The sequence below is a fragment of the Gottfriedia acidiceleris genome, assembly GCF_002128425.1.
GTDB lineage: Bacteria > Bacillota > Bacilli > Bacillales > Bacillaceae_G > Gottfriedia > Gottfriedia acidiceleris.
Map to the genome: position 1 here is coordinate 122,986 of NZ_NESS01000009.1, position 16,351 is coordinate 139,336.

The window sequence follows — 16,351 nt, forward strand, 5'->3', positions numbered from 1 at the left end:
TAAGGTTTAGTTTTGCTTATTTTTTTATAATAATAGCTCAGGCTTTTTTATTAATATTTTTTATGTTAGTTTATTTATGGATATTAAAAGAGGAGTGTGTAATATGGAAGCAATTAATTTAAAGGATTTACAAGTTGGATTTATCGGAATTGGCGTTATGGGTAAAAGTATGGCAAAGCATTTAATCAATGCAGGTGCAAAATTACATATTTATAACCGTACAAAAGAAAAAGCAAATGAATTAATTGATTTAGGTGCAACTTGGTATGATACACCTAAAGAATTAGCACCAAATTGTCAGGTTATTTGTACGATGGTTGGCTATCCAAGTGACTTAGAGGAAGTATATTTTGGCGATAATGGGATCATCCAATCGGCTTCAAAAGGGACAACATTTATCGATTTTACAACTTCGACACCAACTTTAGCTAAAAAAATTGATGAGCTAACAAAATCAGTAGGTATGTCATCATTAGATGCACCTGTGTCAGGTGGAGATTTAGGGGCAAGAGAAGCTAGATTAGCGATTATGGTTGGTGGAGAAGAAGAAATTTTTCATAAAATGTCCGCATTATTTGATGTTTTAGGAAAAAATATTGCATATCATGGAAATGCTGGTAGTGGACAACATGTAAAAATGTGTAATCAGATTGCAATAGCTTCAGGTATGTTAGGAGTTTGTGAGGCCCTTGCATATGCGAAAGCAGCGGGATTAGACGGTGAAAAAGTATTAGGAAGTATTTCTACAGGTGCAGCAGGTAGTTGGTCATTATCTAATTTAGCACCTCGTGTTTTAAAAGGAGATTTCGAGCCGGGATTCTATATTAAACATTTTATAAAAGATATGGGAATCGCAATTGAAGAAGCTGAAAAGATGGAATTAAATCTACCAGGACTTTTACTTGCAAAAAAATGCTACGATGAACTGTCTAAAAATGGTTTAGATGAAAAAGGAACGCAAGCACTTTATACTTTATACGATCCGTCTCACCACATTCAATAATTTAATGAATAGAGGTTAACAAGTGCAAAATTTTCAACTTGCAAAGTTTTATCAACGATTAAGTGCGTTTTTATTCGATACATTTATCGTATCAGTAGCTTATGGGATCATTATCGCTATTATTACGATGAATCCTGAGAAGATATTAAGTCGTTTTAATTCTACATCAGGAAATTCAACGGTTGATTTAATCGTTATATCAATTATTATGATCATATTATTTGTAGTTGTTCCACAATTTAATAAAGGGATGACATTTGGTCAAAGATTTTTAGCTATTAAAATGATAAAAGATAACTATGAAGAAACGACAATGATACTATTTTTCATCCGTTTTATCTTTATAGCAGGAATATCAGTTCTATTTTTAGGTGTACCATTAATAGTTAATGTCTATTTAATGTTATTTAGAAAAGACCATAAAACAATTCAGGACTTGTTATTTAAAACAAGAGTAATACAAGCTAGATAAAAAAGCAGGGGAGGATTAAGAAATCCACCCCTGTTTTTTATTTTAATTTCTAAGACTAGTTACAAACTCTTCTAATCGATCACATGCAATTTCTAGTTCTTTCATTGAATAAGCATATGATAATCGAATATGTGAATCTCCATATTCAGAAAAAGCTTCTCCTGGAATAACCGCTAGATTATGTTTTTCTACTAGATTTAGTGCGAACTCCATGGAAGGCATATTGAATTCTTTAATTGATGGGAATAAATAAAATGCACCTTCTGGCTTAATACAGGGTAGCCCCATCTTTTCTAATCGATCAATCATATAATTACGTCTTATTTTATATTCCTTTGCCATTTCAATTGGAGAATCAATGCAATCTGTTAATGCTGTAATAGCTGCATATTGAGATATTGATGTAGCACATGATACGTTATACTGGTGCACTTTTAAGATTTCCTGAGCTAAATATGCAGGCGCATAGATAAAACCAATTCTCCAACCAGTCATAGAATGTGATTTGCTAAGACCGTTTATGACAATTGTCTTTTCTCTCATTCCAGGGTAACTTGCAATAGAAGTATGAGTCGAATCATATGTCAGCTCACTATATATTTCATCTGATAAAATGAATACGTCTTTCTGAGATAAGTAGTTAGCTAATTTCTCAAGTTCCTCTTTCGTTAATGTGACACCTGTTGGGTTATTTGGATAAGGTAAAACAATGCAACGTGTTTTTTCAGTGATTTGTTCTTCTAATAATTCAGGTGTAATTTTAAAACCACTATTAGATGTATCTACAAAGACTGGTTTTGCACCACAAGTTTGAATAATTGGTGCATAGCCAGGGTAAATTGGTGCAGGAAGAATAACCTCACATTCGTCGTTAAGAATTGTTCTAAATGTAACATCGAGTGCTTGACTAGCCCCTACTGTAACGATTACTTCGTTCGTTGGATCATACGATAAGGAATATTTTTTCTTTAAAAAATTTGAAGCAGCATTTCTAAGCGCAGGCAGTCCTGCATTAGGAGTATAGACTGTTTGATTTTGATTAATTGCATGAATAGCAGCTTCTTTAATAGGTGCTGGAGTTGGAAAATCAGGTTGCCCCAATGTTAATGCAATAACATTTTCATATTTTTCAATTTTTTGGGCAAATTTTCTAATACCAGAGATTTGAATTTCTTTTACACTTTCGTTTATATATCTTTTCATTTTAAATCCCTCAACTTATTATTTTTATATGTAAATTAAAACTTTTTAATCGAACTATTCAATGAAATTTCCTTCATTTTACCATATAATAAAAAAAGTATTTAGTAGTGAAATAATTTGATTGTCTAAAGAAGGTGTGTAAACTTGTTACAAGTAATAGGAATAACTAAAAATAAAGTAATCGATCGAAATATAACAATTGCAGAAGCAAAATCAAATAAATACTTATGGTATTGGGTAGATATTAATGAACCAACAGAAGATGAGATTCAACTATTATCAACTGAATTTAATTTTCATCCTTTAGCGATTGAAGATTGTTTGGAATATGTACAAAGACCTAAACTCGATTATTATGAAGGATATCATTTTTTAATTTTACACGAATTAAATAAATTAGACTTAGAGGAGACAGAACTCGATATTTTTGTAAGTGATCATTATGTCATCACATTTCATATACATAAAAGTCCGACCGTTCAATTAGTTTTAGATAATATTAAGTCAGATCGTCGAGCTTCGAAGAGTCCACTTCATTTAACTCATCGAATTATTGATGAGCTTGTAGATAGTTATTTTCCACTAATTTATCGTTTGGAGGATGAACTATCGGACCTAGAAATTGATCCTTTAAGGAAACAAGTAGATAATGCTGTAGAAAGATTATATGATATAAAATCTGATTTATCGAAATTAAGGAGAACGATTTTACCGACTCGTGATTTATTATATCGAATCCTTAACTCGAATCGATTTAAAGATATATCTGAACATCGTATTTATTTTGAAGATATACATGATCATTTAATGAAGCTTTCAGATATGATTGAGACAAATCGAGATTTAGCTTCCGATATTCGAGAAAGCTATTTTTCATTAAGCTCAGAAAAGATGAATAATATTATGAAAACATTAACAATAATATCATCTTTCTTTTTACCATTAACATTTATTGTAGGTTTATATGGAATGAATTTCCATTATATGCCGGAATTAACATGGAAATATGGATACTTATTTATCTTAATTTTAATGGGATTTGTAACGATTTTAATGTACATATTTTTTAAAAGAAAAGGTTGGTTTTAAGTCGTTAAGCACTTAAGCTTGACGACTTTTCTTATATTTTAGAATACTTTGTAAGAATGTGACGTTCTGTGTAGAAATGTTTTTTTTGAATTTTTTGTATTAATAATTAGAAGTTTAAATTACTATGTTATAATTTGTTGAAAGAAGGGGTGGGGGACACTTTAATGCTGCAATTAAAAGATTTATTAATTCAATTTGCAATCATAATCATTCCGGTCTTTTTATACGAAATGTTTTGGCTCAGTAGATACCACAATACAAGCCCGAAACAAAATAGAATATTAGTTGGATTGCTAACTTTTTTTAATATTTTTATTTGCTTGCTTTACCCAATTCACATTAGTAAAAGCATGGCTATTACTTTTAGTATTTTATTAATCTATTCTTCTATTTTATATGGTGGAAGATTGATCGGTACGATTATTATTTTAACAAAAGCAGTTTTTGTGTATTTACTATATGGTCTAGCATCTTTGAAATCTTTTCCTTTTGAAGTGATTTCGTGTATATTACCATTTATTGTTTCACCACATTGGGTTAGTTTTTCGAAACGAAAGAAATTTGCTTTAAGTATTTTAATGCCAATTTTATTTTCGTTCAGTATGGTCTGTTTGCTTTATTATGAAGCAACGGTAAATGGTATAAAAGAGTATCAATCAGATCAAACCATTTTTTCGGCGTGTATATTTTTTACTGTTTTAACAATTACAATGCTGTTTCACGTTTACTTAAGAGAGTTTTTATTTGAAAATGCTGAGATTCGTGTTCAAATGCAAAAATCGGAGAAATTAAATATGGTGAGTGAACTTGCGGCGAGTGTAGCTCATGAGGTTAGAAATCCATTAACGGTTGTAAGGGGTTTCATTCAGTTAATTGAGAATCAAGAAAGTGGAACGAATAGAGAATATATGAAACTTGTATTAGCTGAACTAGACCGAGCTGAAAATATAATTTCGGATTATTTAAATTTAGCTAGGCCTCAAATTGAAGAAAAGAAAATAATCAATATGACGGAACAACTGAATGAAGTTACAACATTAATGTCAAGTTACGCCTCACTACAAGGTGCTTTCTTACAAGTAAATGTAAATGAGGACATGTACACACTCGGAGATCGAGCTAAGCTTAAACAAGCAATCATTAATGTACTTAAAAATGGTGTAGAAGCTATAAAGGACACGAAAGGTTATATTAAGATTGAAGCAAATATTGAGAAGGTAAGAGATCGAGAGTACATACGAATTGTTGTTAAAGATAATGGAGTAGGTATGTCGAAAGCACAATTGGACCGTTTAGGACAACCTTTTTATTCTTTAAAAGAAAAAGGAACAGGTCTAGGACTAATGGTTACCTTTAGTATCATCGAAGCACATAAGGGAACGATAGAGTACTTAAGTGAAGAAGGAAAAGGTACTGAAGTTCATATTATATTACCTGCATATCATCAAGAACAGAGTGAAGAGGTACAATGAAAGAATAAAGAGAAGGGATCTTTTTGAAGCTCCCTTCTCTTTTCAAAATAATGAATCGATAAAACTTATAATCTTAATTGAATGATAAGTGCTAGATAATACACAAATTATTTTACTGACTTAGGTTTAAAAAAGAGTGATTTAATTGCATTTTTCCAGTCTCTTTCTTTTGAGGCAGCTACCATTTTCTTTGTTTCTTGTAATTCTCTAATCATTCTCATTAATTGAGCATCTCGACCAGATTCTTTTGTTTTAATTTCTTCAAACATTTGCTCTAATTTTTCATCTTTTTCTTCAATTACTGTTGCTAACCCTTGTAGCTCTTCACTTTTTTCTTCAACTGAATATAATATTTTTTCTAACTTTTGATCCTTCTCCAAGTTCTGCTTAATTAATGTTTGATTTTGATTTAGAATTTGTTCATTTTGATATGCTAGATTTGTAATTTGAGACATAAACTCTTCAAACATAATTTGATTAGAATTTGTCGGTACAAAAGTAGTAACATTTTCTTTTGAAATAATAGAATCAGTTACTACGTTTGATTCCTTTACATTTGAAAGAACTACTTCATCAGGTAGTTTTTTATTTTCCTCAAGTACTTGTTCAACAGTCATTTCTTCAAAACGATATTCTCCGACTTCTTCTTCTTCAAAGTTTTGATCTGTTTGCTTTGATAAAGTAGCCGATACCGTAATTTGCTCTTCTTTTTGTAATGGTTGATTTATTACGACTTCTTCAATTATATCTAATTGTGATAAGGATTCTTCAAACCTCTTAGCATCATCTTGTGAAAATGATGGCTCCACTACGACTTCATCAATTGTTTCTAATTGAGAAAGTGGTTCTTCTAAATGATTTGTATTTTGTGAAGTAATTTGACTGATTTCTGCTACTTCGATTTCTGCTACTTCGATTTTTTCTACTAGGGATATAGACGCTAACGGTGTTTCTTCTTGTAAAAGTGAATGACGGATTAATTCTGGATCAATTGTTTCGATTTGAGAAGTTACTTCTTCAACAATATGATCCTTTTTTACATCAAGCAGTTCCACGTCATTTTTCATGTCAAAATTTTTATGTATGTTATTTTCTAGAGGAATATTCGGGGTGCTAAGTGTAACGATTTCAGTATTTTTTTCTGTAATTTCATTCTCGATTGGAGGTGTTTTATTTTCATGGATTTCAGAAAAACTTTGAGCTGACAGGTTATTTAAAGCATATTCAACTGATTGTAAAAGATTTTCACTCGTTTGGTACACTTGAATAATCATTTGAAATAATTCGAAATCATTTTGATTATAAATCCTAGTATCTTGGTTCTTTGTAAAATGATATTCTTTTTTTTCTAGTTCCTTACTAATCTCTCTCACACGAGATTTACCTATTTTTAATTTCTTTGAAATGTCTTTACTTGTAAAAATTACTGACATTTGAGATCCTCCTGAAAAATATGTGTTTTTAGAACATTCAATACAAAGTTAAATTTTTCCTACCTAATCTACTTAAAATAATTCTACAATGTATAACAAAGTACATATGATTACTAAAATTAAAATCAATATATGAGGAAAAATAGTGAAATATAGAAAATATTACTTAAAAAATAGCATAAATTCGACTCAAAAATAGAGAGTGAAATAATGTTTAATCACTCTCAAACGAAAACTTTAAATTTGTAATCTAATCTATCAAAAAGTAGGGATAAAGTAATCTATTGATCCGAATTTGTCTGCTTATTTGTTTTTTCTAAACCTGCTTCTTGAAGAACTGCTTTTTGAGCTTGTCCTTTTTTACCTAAATAATTATGCTTTGCACCGAAGTATAAAATAAAAAGGAATGAAATTATATTAATTACAGCATCAATTTGTTCATTATTTAGGAATTTAAACCCAAAAGAATTTAGTAACAATTGAAGTGCAAATAAGAACCCAGCAACATAACGAATAATATCTTGTAAGTTATTATTACCGAACATATCAATCACCCCCTATTAATAGAGTATGCTTGCCCTAATAATAGGTGAGACAAATCTACTAAAATATGAGAGGAAAATTAAATGCAACAAGCGAAGAATAAATGGACACTAAAAATAGTAATCCTTTCATGCTGAATTTTTTGTTCATTCTAATAAAAAAGGGAAGGATTTAAAACCCTTTCATTTAAAAGGTCTTAAAATCTTCCCATTTAATCTATATTAATTTTATTTTCGTTAGTATTTTTGTTTCATCTTATTTCTCTTGCTTACCTTTATTTTTGCGAATTGGTTCACTCGGAAAAGTAAATGTAGAGTTATTTAGAAATGAAGAAGCTCTTAAAAATTGCCCTGGGGTGTTTCTTCGGTAGTTAGATCCGTTTTTGACATGATTTTCAGATTTAACATTTTGTATACCTAAGAAATGATGAAGTATTTTTTTTGCATAGCTTAATGACATGGATACTTTTGGGTTACGGTGAGTATTTTCTAATATTCCTAAATGCGGGAGAAGTTTAAAGTCTTCTTTTAACGGTGGTATATGAAAGAAAAAATCTCCACAAGCAATCAACACATCAGATTGTTGTTTACTTGACTTGGGGTTATTTGAAAAATGTAATCCGACTTTCTTAGCAATTCCTTTATCAATAAGCTTCAATATAGCTTGTCTTTTTAGTGAATATAGTTCACTTGGTTCAAGTGCTGTTTTAGCATGTTTATTTACAACAAATATTGCCTGAAAAATTTCTTCATTTGTAAAATTTAGTTTATTCAGGCTAGGTTCTTTCGATTTCATGCTTCTTGGTTACCTCCAAAAAATAATAGATATGAGTATATTATATCTTTAGTTTAAATTTTTTCAAATTAATTCTAGGAAGAGGTTATATAATAAAAAGCTAATCGAAATAATATTCATTAATACGACTAGCTTTTTTTATTTATTAGTATGGATATGGACCAATATTACCTGGTGTATTTAATCCCGCATTGCTAGGTAAATAAGCACCTGGATTTACAGGTGGGTAAGGTTGTTGGTATCCAGGGAACGCACCGTACGGAGGATATGCTTGATATGGTGGGAATTGTCCATAAGGTGGATAATAAGGTGGTCTAAACGCCAGTGCACCTAACGCGAATCCACCTGCTAATCCTGCTAACCCTCCTATTATTGGTAGTATTGGGAAAAAAGGGACAAAGCGTTGCTCGTTATGATCATAGTAGTAAGATGGGGAATGCGCGTCTCTATAATAATAATTCAAATTAGGGTGATAATGATAATTCATGTATTAACCTCCTCTCTTGTCTTCAATATTAGTGTATGGAGTACTAAAATAATTGAGCAAGTACCCATAAAAATAGGTAACCAACCTAGTATGGTGAGAACTGAGAGGTATTGTAATTCATGTTCGATTTGAATTTTTAATTTGCCCTGTAATTTCAATTGATACAATTTCGGGTGGAGTAAATAAACGAATTGGTAGTTTAGTTGTTCCAATTCCGTTTGAAACGACTAAATGACTGTTAAATTTACTTGATAGGGTGTAAACACCACGGTTGTATTTCTTTGCAAATGGAGGCATTATAAAGGACTTATATAATGGTAAAAAAATTTGACCGCCATGACTATGTCCAGAGAGCTGAAGATTTATCGGATAGTTTTTTGTCAGATCAGCAATATCAGGTTCATGTGCTAGAACAACTGTATAAGTATTTTTCTGAATGCGTTCTAATATTTTATTATATTGTTTGTTTCCTAGCATATAATCATCGAGACCGATAAATGATACTTTTTGTTTTTGAACGAAATATGTTTTTTCTTCGTTTTTCAATAAAATAAAATTACTTTCGGTTAAAAGCTCTTTGTATTGTTCAGTAAAATAACCTCCATGATCATGGTTACCATAAATTGCAAGTTTTCCTATTTTCGGATTAAGTTCTTTTAAAAGCTGAATAAGCTCATGTTTATACGAAAACTTTCGAATATCACTAACCAAATCACCAGTAAATAAAATAAAATCAGGCTTCATTTCGTTTATATTATTAACGATCTTTTTAAATCGCTCTAAATCTTTTTTATTATTAAAGTGAGTATCCGAGATTTGTATTAATTTAATAATAGTATTCGAATTTAACCGATTGTCTGAAAATGTTAAATGCTTAGTTCGAATTGATGTTGGTTCAACATAGACTGAGTAATAGATTGTACAAATTAATAGTAAAAAAAATGATATAGGTTTAATTTTCAATTGTGTCCCCCGACCTTTTTAAAAGAAATAAATACTACATACTATATTAAATAGTTTAATTGTTAAAAATATTCTCAAAATAATGAAATGTTGTTAAACTATAGAATACATAGGGAGTGAATCGAGTGAAGGATAAGGTTGTGATCGTTACTGGTGGCTCTAGTGGTATGGGGAAAGCAATGGCCATGCGTTTTGCAAAGGATGGTGCAAAAGTAGTTATTGCCGGAAGAGATTTAGATAAATTAAATAGTGCAAAGGAAGAAATTGAACAATATGATGGTCAAGTATTACCAATAGCGATGGATGTTCGAGATCCTGAATTAATTAAAAATATGGTAAATGAAGTTGATCAAACATTTGGTACAATAGACTTCTTAGTAAATAATGCGGCAGGTAATTTTATTTGTGCTGCAGAGGATTTGTCTGTAAACGGTTGGAACACGGTTATAAATATAGTTTTAAATGGAACTTTTTATTGTAGTTCTGAAGTTGGAAGGTATATGATCCAACATAAAATTAAAGGAGCCATTACAAATATTATTGCTACATATGCTTGGGATGCGGGTCCTGGTGTAATTCACTCAGCATCAGCTAAAGCTGGTGTGCTTGCTATGACAAGAACATTAGCCGTTGAGTGGGGTAGGAAATATGGAATTAGAGTCAATGCGATCGCTCCTGGACCTATTGAGCGTACAGGTGGTGCGGCTAAACTATGGCTATCTGAGGACTTAGAAAACCGCACAATTCAAAGTGTGCCACTAGGTAGATTGGGTACCCCAGAAGAGATTGCAGGACTTTGTGCATATTTATTTTCAAATGAGGCTGGTTATATTAATGGTTCTTGTTTTACAATGGATGGAGGACAGTCCTTACATCAATACCCATTTTAGAAGGAGGTTCAAAATGGATCCTTTAGACGTAATAAGTAACTTAGATAAAGTCGTACCATATTTTCAACCAATATATGGAGCCGATACACAACGTTGTGTAGGAGTAGAGGTTGTTGGTAGACTTAAACTTGAAAATTTACACAGCCTTGAATTCTTCTTTGCAAATGATTTGGTGCCAGATGACTACTTATTAGAGGTTGACAATCATATATTAATTCAAGCTCTCGATGAAGTTGTACAATCTAAATTTGATGGTGGTATTTTTATTAACCGTCATCCTTCAGCGCTTCTTTCAGATGATCCAGAAAATCTTTTATCGATTTTACAATCATATGAAGAAAAGGGTATACAACTAAATAAAGTTGTCATTATACTTCAACATCAACTTTTTTATGGTTTTGAAAAAGAACTAAAAAATTTAATTACATATTATCAAACGTATGGTATTAAATTTGCGATTAACAGCGTAAATGAGAAGCTAATTAACCTAGAAAAACTTCGATTTTTATCTCCAGATATCATTAAAATCGATTTTAAAATGGTTCAACAACTTCATACTTCATCATTTCAAGATTTATTAAATTCCGTAATTTATGTGGCAAGAAAAGTAGGGGCATCGATGTACTACGATGGAATAATTGATTCAATTCAATTAAGAAATGCATGGAAAAATGGTGGAAGATTCTATCAAGGCGCATATTTGTTTATACCACAACCTTCAATTAGTCAGTTGAATCATGAATGTGAGCCACTTAAGAATGATATCTTAAAATATATTCGAGGCGAAAAGAACAAATTAATTGCGCTTAGAGATATGACTAATCTAATACAACAAAAAGTTGAATCGGCAATTAATAAATTTAAATTAGGAGAGGATTTAAATTCTTTTTTAATGAATATATCAAGTGAATTAAATTCCTTTTGCTTTAGGATGTATATTTGTGATGAGGATGGTTTTCAGCAATCAGCAAACTTGTTTAAAGTTCAAGGTGAACAGTGGGAACTTCAAGAGAAGTATAAAGGTAGAAACTGGAGCTGGAGGCCATATTTTTTAGAAACCGTTTTGAAAATGCAATCAAATGATCAAGGACAATTATCAGATATGTACAGAGATATTGAAACCGGTGAAAAGATTCGAACGTTTTCTTATCCGATGAATAATGGAAACTATTTATATATTGACTTAAGTTATGATTTTTTATTTAAACATAATGAGTTACTTTTTTAATGACTCACTTATAAGATTTAATATGAAAATGACTGTCGCATGAAAAATGACAGTCATTTTTTTCTAGTTATTGCTGTAACAAAGGTAGTTAAATAATGCTATTTAAAATTACCCAGAATAAATTTTAATTTTTGAACATAGAGTGTTCGTTAATTTTATCAAAAATCGACGAATTCATATATATATGCCTAATTTTACATAAAAGTAGTGATTTTTCTCTGTCAACTAATGTAAAAAAGATTAGAACGATTCATATAGTAAAATTCAATAAAAAAATGATACGATTAGTAAAAGTTCATTTGAGGGAGGATTTTATTTGAGAGGACTTATTTCGAAAGTTCTTTTTGCATCGTCCGTCATGTTTTTTGTTTTTCATTTTATAGGGGTTGGGTAATAAGAAATTATTTTTAGGACAAGTCCTTTAAATAAACTTAAATAATGAAGTATAGATTGACAAAAAACACCTAAATGGACGTAAAAGGTTCATTTAGGTGTTTTTAATCTGAAAAGGAGTGTGAATAGTTAAAGGACTAACGTTTTTGTAATGCAGCTTCAATTTGTTCCAGCTGAACGCCTCTAATTATCTCATCTTTAATCATTAAAGTAGGTGTAGAGAATGAATCTAACTCAAACATCATTCTTTTTTTTGCACTTTCATCTTTTGAAACGTTATATTCAATATAAGTAACATTCATCTCTTTTAAATAATTTTTCAAAAATTCACAAGGAGGGCATCCATCTTGTGTGAACAATTCAATCTTCATAAACTAACCGACATCCTTTTTTATTTATTATCTTATAGCAATTGTATAAAACTATTATGACATAGAAAAATAATGTATAGAAAGAAATTTGTTTTTTAGTTGAAACGACTATTTTTCTTGAATTTATCTAGAAATACAAGTATTCTTATTAATGGACACTTACATAGCTGAAATCTATCAGAAGTTTTTTGGATAGAAATTGTAAGAAAGTAAAACCTATATTTAGGGAATGACACATGGTAGAAAGGAGTTCTAATATGTCTTTATTACTAGGAATTTTAGAACGCTTAGAAAGTTTAAAACAACAAGCTACGAACGGTGAGGTTGCTCAAAGATATTTTGAAGTTAACGGTGAAAGAAAGTGTAGCGTAAAGTATTCTGAGAAAAATGAAACTTTTGAATTAGAAGTATTTCAACAAGGTGAAAAACCACAAACGTTCCCATTCGATAATATCGATATGGTAGCAATTGAAATATACGAAATTATTTCATAAGAAAAGAAAAAACAAGCTTAGCTTGTTTTTTCTTTTTTTTTAATATTTTATTACAAAATAGTAAGGTCGTGCTAATCCCAAATTTTAATGAATACATTATTATGTATTTGTTATGAAAAGGGAGGTCATATATGTGAATAAAGATCAGTATCGATTTTACAATGTAAGTGAAAGAAATATGAGTTTTGATCATGTAGTTGATCGGCTATATCACTTTGTAAAAAGTGATCCTAATAAACAATATCGACTTTCCATTGGAACAGATTCTCAGGTTCATAGTAATGGAACTAAGTTTATTACAGCTCTTCATTTGCATAGAGTAGGAAATGGAGCTTGGGGATGTTTACATACTTGTTGGCATCACAAGAAAATCCGAAATTTAAAAGAGAAAATATTTTTAGAAACTATGTATAGCCAGGAAATAGCATTTTTATTATCGCCTTTTCATTTAGAAAAAATTTTTAGTCCTCTGCATGAAAATGCTAATTCGAATAATTTTAGTTTTGAAATACATTTAGATATTGGTACGGTGGGACTTACAAAAGAGTTTATACAAGAAATGACATCGAAAGTTAGTGCAATGGGCATCATTCCAAAGATAAAACCTGATTCTTATACAGCATTTAGTTATGCTAATAAATTTACAAAATAAGAAGTTTAAACTAAATAAACATTGATTAAAATGAGGATTAGGAGGGATGATGGATGCTAAGTGAACAAAATTTTACAGAAGATGAATTGTCTTTATTGGTCGACACAGTGATGAAACAAAATTATGCAATTGAACTCATTTCATCACAGATAACTGATATAGAAAATGGTTTAATGGATGCAGGCGAGGATCAATACGAAAGATTAGTACATTTATATCAAAAATTAAGGGATTTAGGGTTATGAAGACAAATAGAGATGAACGTTTAGATAATAAATTATTTATCTAAACGTTTTTTTGTTTTTTGAATAGTTATAGGTAAATAAGTAAATTTTTAAGAAAAGTTAAATTGGAAAGGGGTTACAAATCTGATAATATAGGGATGGGGACATAGTCCTTATTCGGATAAAATAATCTTTCGGATTTTTTCTATAGAGATGAATAGCAAAGTTATATGTGTATTTATTTGATGTTTGTTTATGACTGGATAATTTCTACCATTTTTTTAATACTTTTGCTTTTCTATTGGGGGACGATGTTTTTGATTAGTATTGATGGTTCACAATTTTTTGAACATAAAGTAGAAGAAGTAATTATTTCAAGTGAAAAAGTAGCTCATGTACAAATTGGTAACAGTTTGGAACATGCATTATTAGTACTTACGAAATCTGGATATTCTTCAATTCCAGTTTTAAATCCGAAGTTTCAATTACTTGGTTTAATTAGTACATCAATGATATTAGATGGAATACTAGGATTAGAAAGAATTGAATTTGAACGTTTAAGTAATATGAAAGTTGAAGAGGTAATGGGTACTGAAATACCTTTATTAAAAACGACTGATACGCTAGCTAAAGGGCTTGAATCTGTAGTTGATCATCCATTTGTATGTGTGGTTGATGATCATAATACGTTTGAAGGTATATTAACTCGTAGAGCGATTTTAAAACAATTGAATAAAAATGTAAGAAGATATAATAAGCATTAACGATTAAAAAAGTAAGTCATCATCAAATTGACTTACTTTTTTAGTATTGGTTTTTTAAGAAAAAGAAGAGTCTAAGTAATCTATATGTTTGAAGGCAAGGGGGAATTATGTGCAAATTGATGATATACGTTTAATAATTACTTTGTCTGAAGAGAAGAATATGAGGAAGGCAGCAGAGAGGTTGTTTGTTTCTCAACCAGCTTTAAGTCAAAGACTTCAAAATTTAGAGAAGCAAATTGGTAGTGAATTGTTTATTCGTTCTCAAAAAGGGTTGATTATTACTGCTTCAGGGGAAATTATATTAAATTATGCTAAAAAAATGGAAGAAACATATCAAACAATGTTAGAGCAGTTACAAATATTAAAATCCGATATTTCGGGTACTTTAAAGATTGCTGTTTCATCTGTTGTTGCACAATACTGGTTACCGCCAGTTTTAAAAAAATATGTGTCGAGCTATCCAGAGGTCCAAGTTTCACTCTTTACTGGTTGGAGTAGTGAAATAACAAATCGCTTATATGAAAATGAAGTTCATCTAGCAATTGTACGAGGAAACCAAAATTGGTTTGGAGAAAAGGAATTACTTTTTTCAGATGAATTATTATTAGTTGATACAAAAAAACATAGTCTTGAGGAATATAAAACTATACAAAGACCGTTTATTCAGTTTAAAAGTAATTCAAATTATTATCAGCTTATTCAATCATGGTGGTATGAGCATTTTAATTCATTGCCAAAACATGAAATTGTAGTGGATCAAATTGAAACATGTAAGCAATTTGTATTGAATGGTCTAGGCTTTGCTATTTTACCTTCATCTGTATTACATGATGTAAGTGATGAAAATATTATAAAAACACCTTTAATGACAAAAGAACAATCAGGTTTATATCGAGATACATACTTACTTTATAATCGAGATGCGATCAAATTAAAACAAGTAAAAGGATTTATAGAATCAATTCGAAAAAAAAATAAAGATTAAACGACAAAATGTTGCTAGTTAGTTACTAGATTTGATAGAGTATTCTTATTGATATTATAAAGGGGGCAAATCATTATGAAATTAATGGACGCAAATGAAATTATTGCATTTATCGCAAATAGCACGAAAAAAACACCTGTAAAGGTTTATGTAAAAGGTCAATTAGACAAGCTTACTATTTCTGAATCAGTTCAATCATTTATTTCTCAAAATTCTGGAGTTTTATTTGGTGAGTGGGATGAGGTTAAAGTAATTCTTGAAGAGCAAAAAGAATACATAGAAGATTATGTAGTAGAATCAGATCGTCGTAATTCAGCTATTCCACTTTTAGATGCTAAAGGTATTAAAGCTCGTATTGAGCCAGGTTCAATTATTCGTGATCAAGTAACAATTGGTGATAACTCAGTTATTATGATGGGTGCTGTAATTAATATCGGTGCTGTAATTGGAGAAGGCACAATGATCGATATGAACGCAGTACTTGGTGGTCGTGCAACAACAGGTAAAAACTGTCACGTTGGTGCTGGTGCTGTTTTAGCAGGCGTAATCGAGCCACCATCAGCAAACCCAGTTATTCTTGAAGACAATGTTCTAATTGGTGCTAATGCAGTTGTTTTAGAAGGTATTAAAGTAGGTGAAGGCGCAGTAGTAGCAGCAGGTGCAATTGTTACTGAAGACGTTGCTCCTTATACTGTAGTTGCTGGTGTTCCTGCTAGAAAAATTAAAGATATCGATGATAAAACAGTTTCAAAAACTGAAATTATTCAAGCTTTACGACAACTAAATCAATAATTAGAAGAAGTAAAGAATAGCGTAGAATTTATTTTTCTACGCTTACTTTATAGGCAATATACAAAAATATAAAAATAGACTGATTGAAAACGTTGTCT

19 protein-coding genes are annotated in these 16,351 nt (G+C 30.4%); 12 read left to right on the top strand and 7 right to left on the bottom strand.

Annotated features, from left to right (window positions below; genetic code table 11):
• The first annotated feature begins 112 nt into the window (after nucleotides 1-112).
• Nucleotides 113-1,003 (top strand): NAD(P)-dependent oxidoreductase, encoded by an 891-nt coding sequence (locus tag B6K90_RS16760; protein ID WP_088013942.1) that lies wholly within the window; start codon nucleotides 113-115, stop codon nucleotides 1,001-1,003.
• 22 nt (nucleotides 1,004-1,025) lie between these two features.
• Entirely contained in the window at nucleotides 1,026-1,475 is a 450-nt protein-coding gene (locus tag B6K90_RS16765; RefSeq protein ID WP_025568640.1) for an RDD family protein, read from the top strand.
• Between the two features lie 42 nt (nucleotides 1,476-1,517).
• On the opposite strand, the gene B6K90_RS16770 is transcribed toward B6K90_RS16765, so the two are convergent.
• The gene (locus tag B6K90_RS16770; RefSeq protein WP_088013904.1) at nucleotides 1,518-2,678 is read right to left on the bottom strand and encodes an aminotransferase A; all 1,161 of its coding nucleotides are present in this window, start codon (nucleotides 2,676-2,678) and stop codon (nucleotides 1,518-1,520) included.
• Between the two features lie 144 nt (nucleotides 2,679-2,822).
• Here B6K90_RS16770 and corA point away from each other — a divergent pair, with 144 nt between their 5' ends.
• Together corA and B6K90_RS16780 are read left to right on the top strand one after the other, a co-directional pair.
• Entirely contained in the window at nucleotides 2,823-3,767 is a 945-nt protein-coding gene (gene corA, locus B6K90_RS16775; RefSeq protein ID WP_088013905.1) for a magnesium/cobalt transporter CorA, read from the top strand.
• Between the two features lie 164 nt (nucleotides 3,768-3,931).
• On the top strand, nucleotides 3,932-5,239 hold the full coding sequence (locus B6K90_RS16780; RefSeq protein WP_088013906.1) for a sensor histidine kinase: 1,308 nt from the start codon (nucleotides 3,932-3,934) through the stop codon (nucleotides 5,237-5,239).
• Between the two features lie 107 nt (nucleotides 5,240-5,346).
• On the opposite strand, the gene B6K90_RS16785 is transcribed toward B6K90_RS16780, so the two are convergent.
• From B6K90_RS16785 to B6K90_RS16805, 5 genes are all read right to left on the bottom strand, one after another.
• Nucleotides 5,347-6,672 carry a DUF3967 domain-containing protein gene (locus B6K90_RS16785; RefSeq protein WP_088013907.1) on the bottom strand — a complete coding sequence of 442 codons (1,326 nt, stop codon included), beginning with the start codon at nucleotides 6,670-6,672 and terminating at the stop codon, nucleotides 5,347-5,349.
• Nucleotides 6,673-6,953: 281 nt separating this feature from the next.
• The gene (locus B6K90_RS16790; RefSeq protein ID WP_088013908.1) at nucleotides 6,954-7,217 is read right to left on the bottom strand and encodes a phage holin; all 264 of its coding nucleotides are present in this window, start codon (nucleotides 7,215-7,217) and stop codon (nucleotides 6,954-6,956) included.
• Between the two features lie 253 nt (nucleotides 7,218-7,470).
• Nucleotides 7,471-8,010 (bottom strand): YkyB family protein, encoded by a 540-nt coding sequence (locus B6K90_RS16795; RefSeq protein ID WP_088013909.1) that lies wholly within the window; start codon nucleotides 8,008-8,010, stop codon nucleotides 7,471-7,473.
• A 145-nt stretch (nucleotides 8,011-8,155) separates the two neighbouring features.
• Nucleotides 8,156-8,497, bottom strand: a complete 342-nt coding sequence (locus B6K90_RS24600) for a hypothetical protein (RefSeq protein WP_407920535.1) — start codon at nucleotides 8,495-8,497, stop codon at nucleotides 8,156-8,158.
• A 117-nt stretch (nucleotides 8,498-8,614) separates the two neighbouring features.
• Nucleotides 8,615-9,460 (bottom strand): metallophosphoesterase, encoded by an 846-nt coding sequence (locus tag B6K90_RS16805; protein ID WP_088013910.1) that lies wholly within the window; start codon nucleotides 9,458-9,460, stop codon nucleotides 8,615-8,617.
• Between the two features lie 125 nt (nucleotides 9,461-9,585).
• On the opposite strand from B6K90_RS16805, the gene fadH reads away from it, so the two are divergent.
• Entirely contained in the window at nucleotides 9,586-10,350 is a 765-nt protein-coding gene (gene fadH / locus B6K90_RS16810) for a 2,4-dienoyl-CoA reductase (RefSeq protein ID WP_088013911.1), read from the top strand.
• 13 nt (nucleotides 10,351-10,363) lie between these two features.
• Nucleotides 10,364-11,578: an EAL domain-containing protein gene (locus B6K90_RS16815; protein ID WP_167555406.1), complete on the top strand. Its 1,215-nt coding sequence runs from the start codon at nucleotides 10,364-10,366 to the stop codon at nucleotides 11,576-11,578.
• A gap of 530 nt (nucleotides 11,579-12,108) precedes the next feature.
• Here B6K90_RS16815 and B6K90_RS16820 read toward each other — a convergent pair.
• Nucleotides 12,109-12,342 (bottom strand): glutaredoxin domain-containing protein, encoded by a 234-nt coding sequence (locus B6K90_RS16820; RefSeq protein WP_088013913.1) that lies wholly within the window; start codon nucleotides 12,340-12,342, stop codon nucleotides 12,109-12,111.
• Between the two features lie 257 nt (nucleotides 12,343-12,599).
• Between B6K90_RS16820 and B6K90_RS16825 the strand changes: the two genes are divergently transcribed.
• The 6 genes from B6K90_RS16825 to dapD all read left to right on the top strand — a co-directional run bounded on the left by B6K90_RS16825 (nucleotide 12,600) and on the right by dapD (nucleotide 16,253).
• Nucleotides 12,600-12,836: a YkuJ family protein gene (locus tag B6K90_RS16825; protein WP_056474223.1), complete on the top strand. Its 237-nt coding sequence runs from the start codon at nucleotides 12,600-12,602 to the stop codon at nucleotides 12,834-12,836.
• A 178-nt stretch (nucleotides 12,837-13,014) separates the two neighbouring features.
• Nucleotides 13,015-13,488, top strand: a complete 474-nt coding sequence (locus B6K90_RS16830) for a ribonuclease H-like YkuK family protein (protein ID WP_407920537.1) — start codon at nucleotides 13,015-13,017, stop codon at nucleotides 13,486-13,488.
• Nucleotides 13,489-13,541: 53 nt separating this feature from the next.
• Nucleotides 13,542-13,733 (top strand): antirepressor AbbA, encoded by a 192-nt coding sequence (gene abbA / locus B6K90_RS16835; RefSeq protein ID WP_088013915.1) that lies wholly within the window; start codon nucleotides 13,542-13,544, stop codon nucleotides 13,731-13,733.
• A 296-nt stretch (nucleotides 13,734-14,029) separates the two neighbouring features.
• Nucleotides 14,030-14,476 (top strand): cyclic-di-AMP-binding protein CbpB, encoded by a 447-nt coding sequence (gene cbpB, locus B6K90_RS16840; RefSeq protein ID WP_139840748.1) that lies wholly within the window; start codon nucleotides 14,030-14,032, stop codon nucleotides 14,474-14,476.
• A gap of 109 nt (nucleotides 14,477-14,585) precedes the next feature.
• The gene (locus B6K90_RS16845; protein ID WP_139840749.1) at nucleotides 14,586-15,461 is read left to right on the top strand and encodes a LysR family transcriptional regulator; all 876 of its coding nucleotides are present in this window, start codon (nucleotides 14,586-14,588) and stop codon (nucleotides 15,459-15,461) included.
• Between the two features lie 75 nt (nucleotides 15,462-15,536).
• Nucleotides 15,537-16,253 carry a 2,3,4,5-tetrahydropyridine-2,6-dicarboxylate N-acetyltransferase gene (gene dapD / locus B6K90_RS16850; protein ID WP_088013918.1) on the top strand — a complete coding sequence of 239 codons (717 nt, stop codon included), beginning with the start codon at nucleotides 15,537-15,539 and terminating at the stop codon, nucleotides 16,251-16,253.
• Nucleotides 16,254-16,351 lie beyond the last annotated feature (98 nt).

What these genes read in the sequence shown, in the direction of transcription:
- B6K90_RS16790 (WP_088013908.1), bottom strand. Translation starts at nt 7,217, where the DNA reads ATGTTCGGTAATAATAACTTACAAGATATTATTCGTTATGTTGCTGGG.
- B6K90_RS16770 (WP_088013904.1), bottom strand. Translation starts at nt 2,678, where the DNA reads ATGAAAAGATATATAAACGAAAGTGTAAAAGAAATTCAAATCTCTGGT.
- abbA (WP_088013915.1), top strand. Translation starts at nt 13,542, where the DNA reads ATGCTAAGTGAACAAAATTTTACAGAAGATGAATTGTCTTTATTGGTC.
- B6K90_RS16830 (WP_407920537.1), top strand. Translation starts at nt 13,015, where the DNA reads ATGAGTTTTGATCATGTAGTTGATCGGCTATATCACTTTGTAAAAAGT.
- B6K90_RS16815 (WP_167555406.1), top strand. Translation starts at nt 10,364, where the DNA reads ATGGATCCTTTAGACGTAATAAGTAACTTAGATAAAGTCGTACCATAT.
- B6K90_RS24600 (WP_407920535.1), bottom strand. Translation starts at nt 8,497, where the DNA reads ATGAATTATCATTATCACCCTAATTTGAATTATTATTATAGAGACGCG.
- dapD (WP_088013918.1), top strand. Translation starts at nt 15,537, where the DNA reads ATGAAATTAATGGACGCAAATGAAATTATTGCATTTATCGCAAATAGC.
- B6K90_RS16820 (WP_088013913.1), bottom strand. Translation starts at nt 12,342, where the DNA reads ATGAAGATTGAATTGTTCACACAAGATGGATGCCCTCCTTGTGAATTT.
- B6K90_RS16825 (WP_056474223.1), top strand. Translation starts at nt 12,600, where the DNA reads ATGTCTTTATTACTAGGAATTTTAGAACGCTTAGAAAGTTTAAAACAA.
- B6K90_RS16785 (WP_088013907.1), bottom strand. Translation starts at nt 6,672, where the DNA reads ATGTCAGTAATTTTTACAAGTAAAGACATTTCAAAGAAATTAAAAATA.
- B6K90_RS16780 (WP_088013906.1), top strand. Translation starts at nt 3,932, where the DNA reads ATGCTGCAATTAAAAGATTTATTAATTCAATTTGCAATCATAATCATT.
- B6K90_RS16795 (WP_088013909.1), bottom strand. Translation starts at nt 8,010, where the DNA reads ATGAAATCGAAAGAACCTAGCCTGAATAAACTAAATTTTACAAATGAA.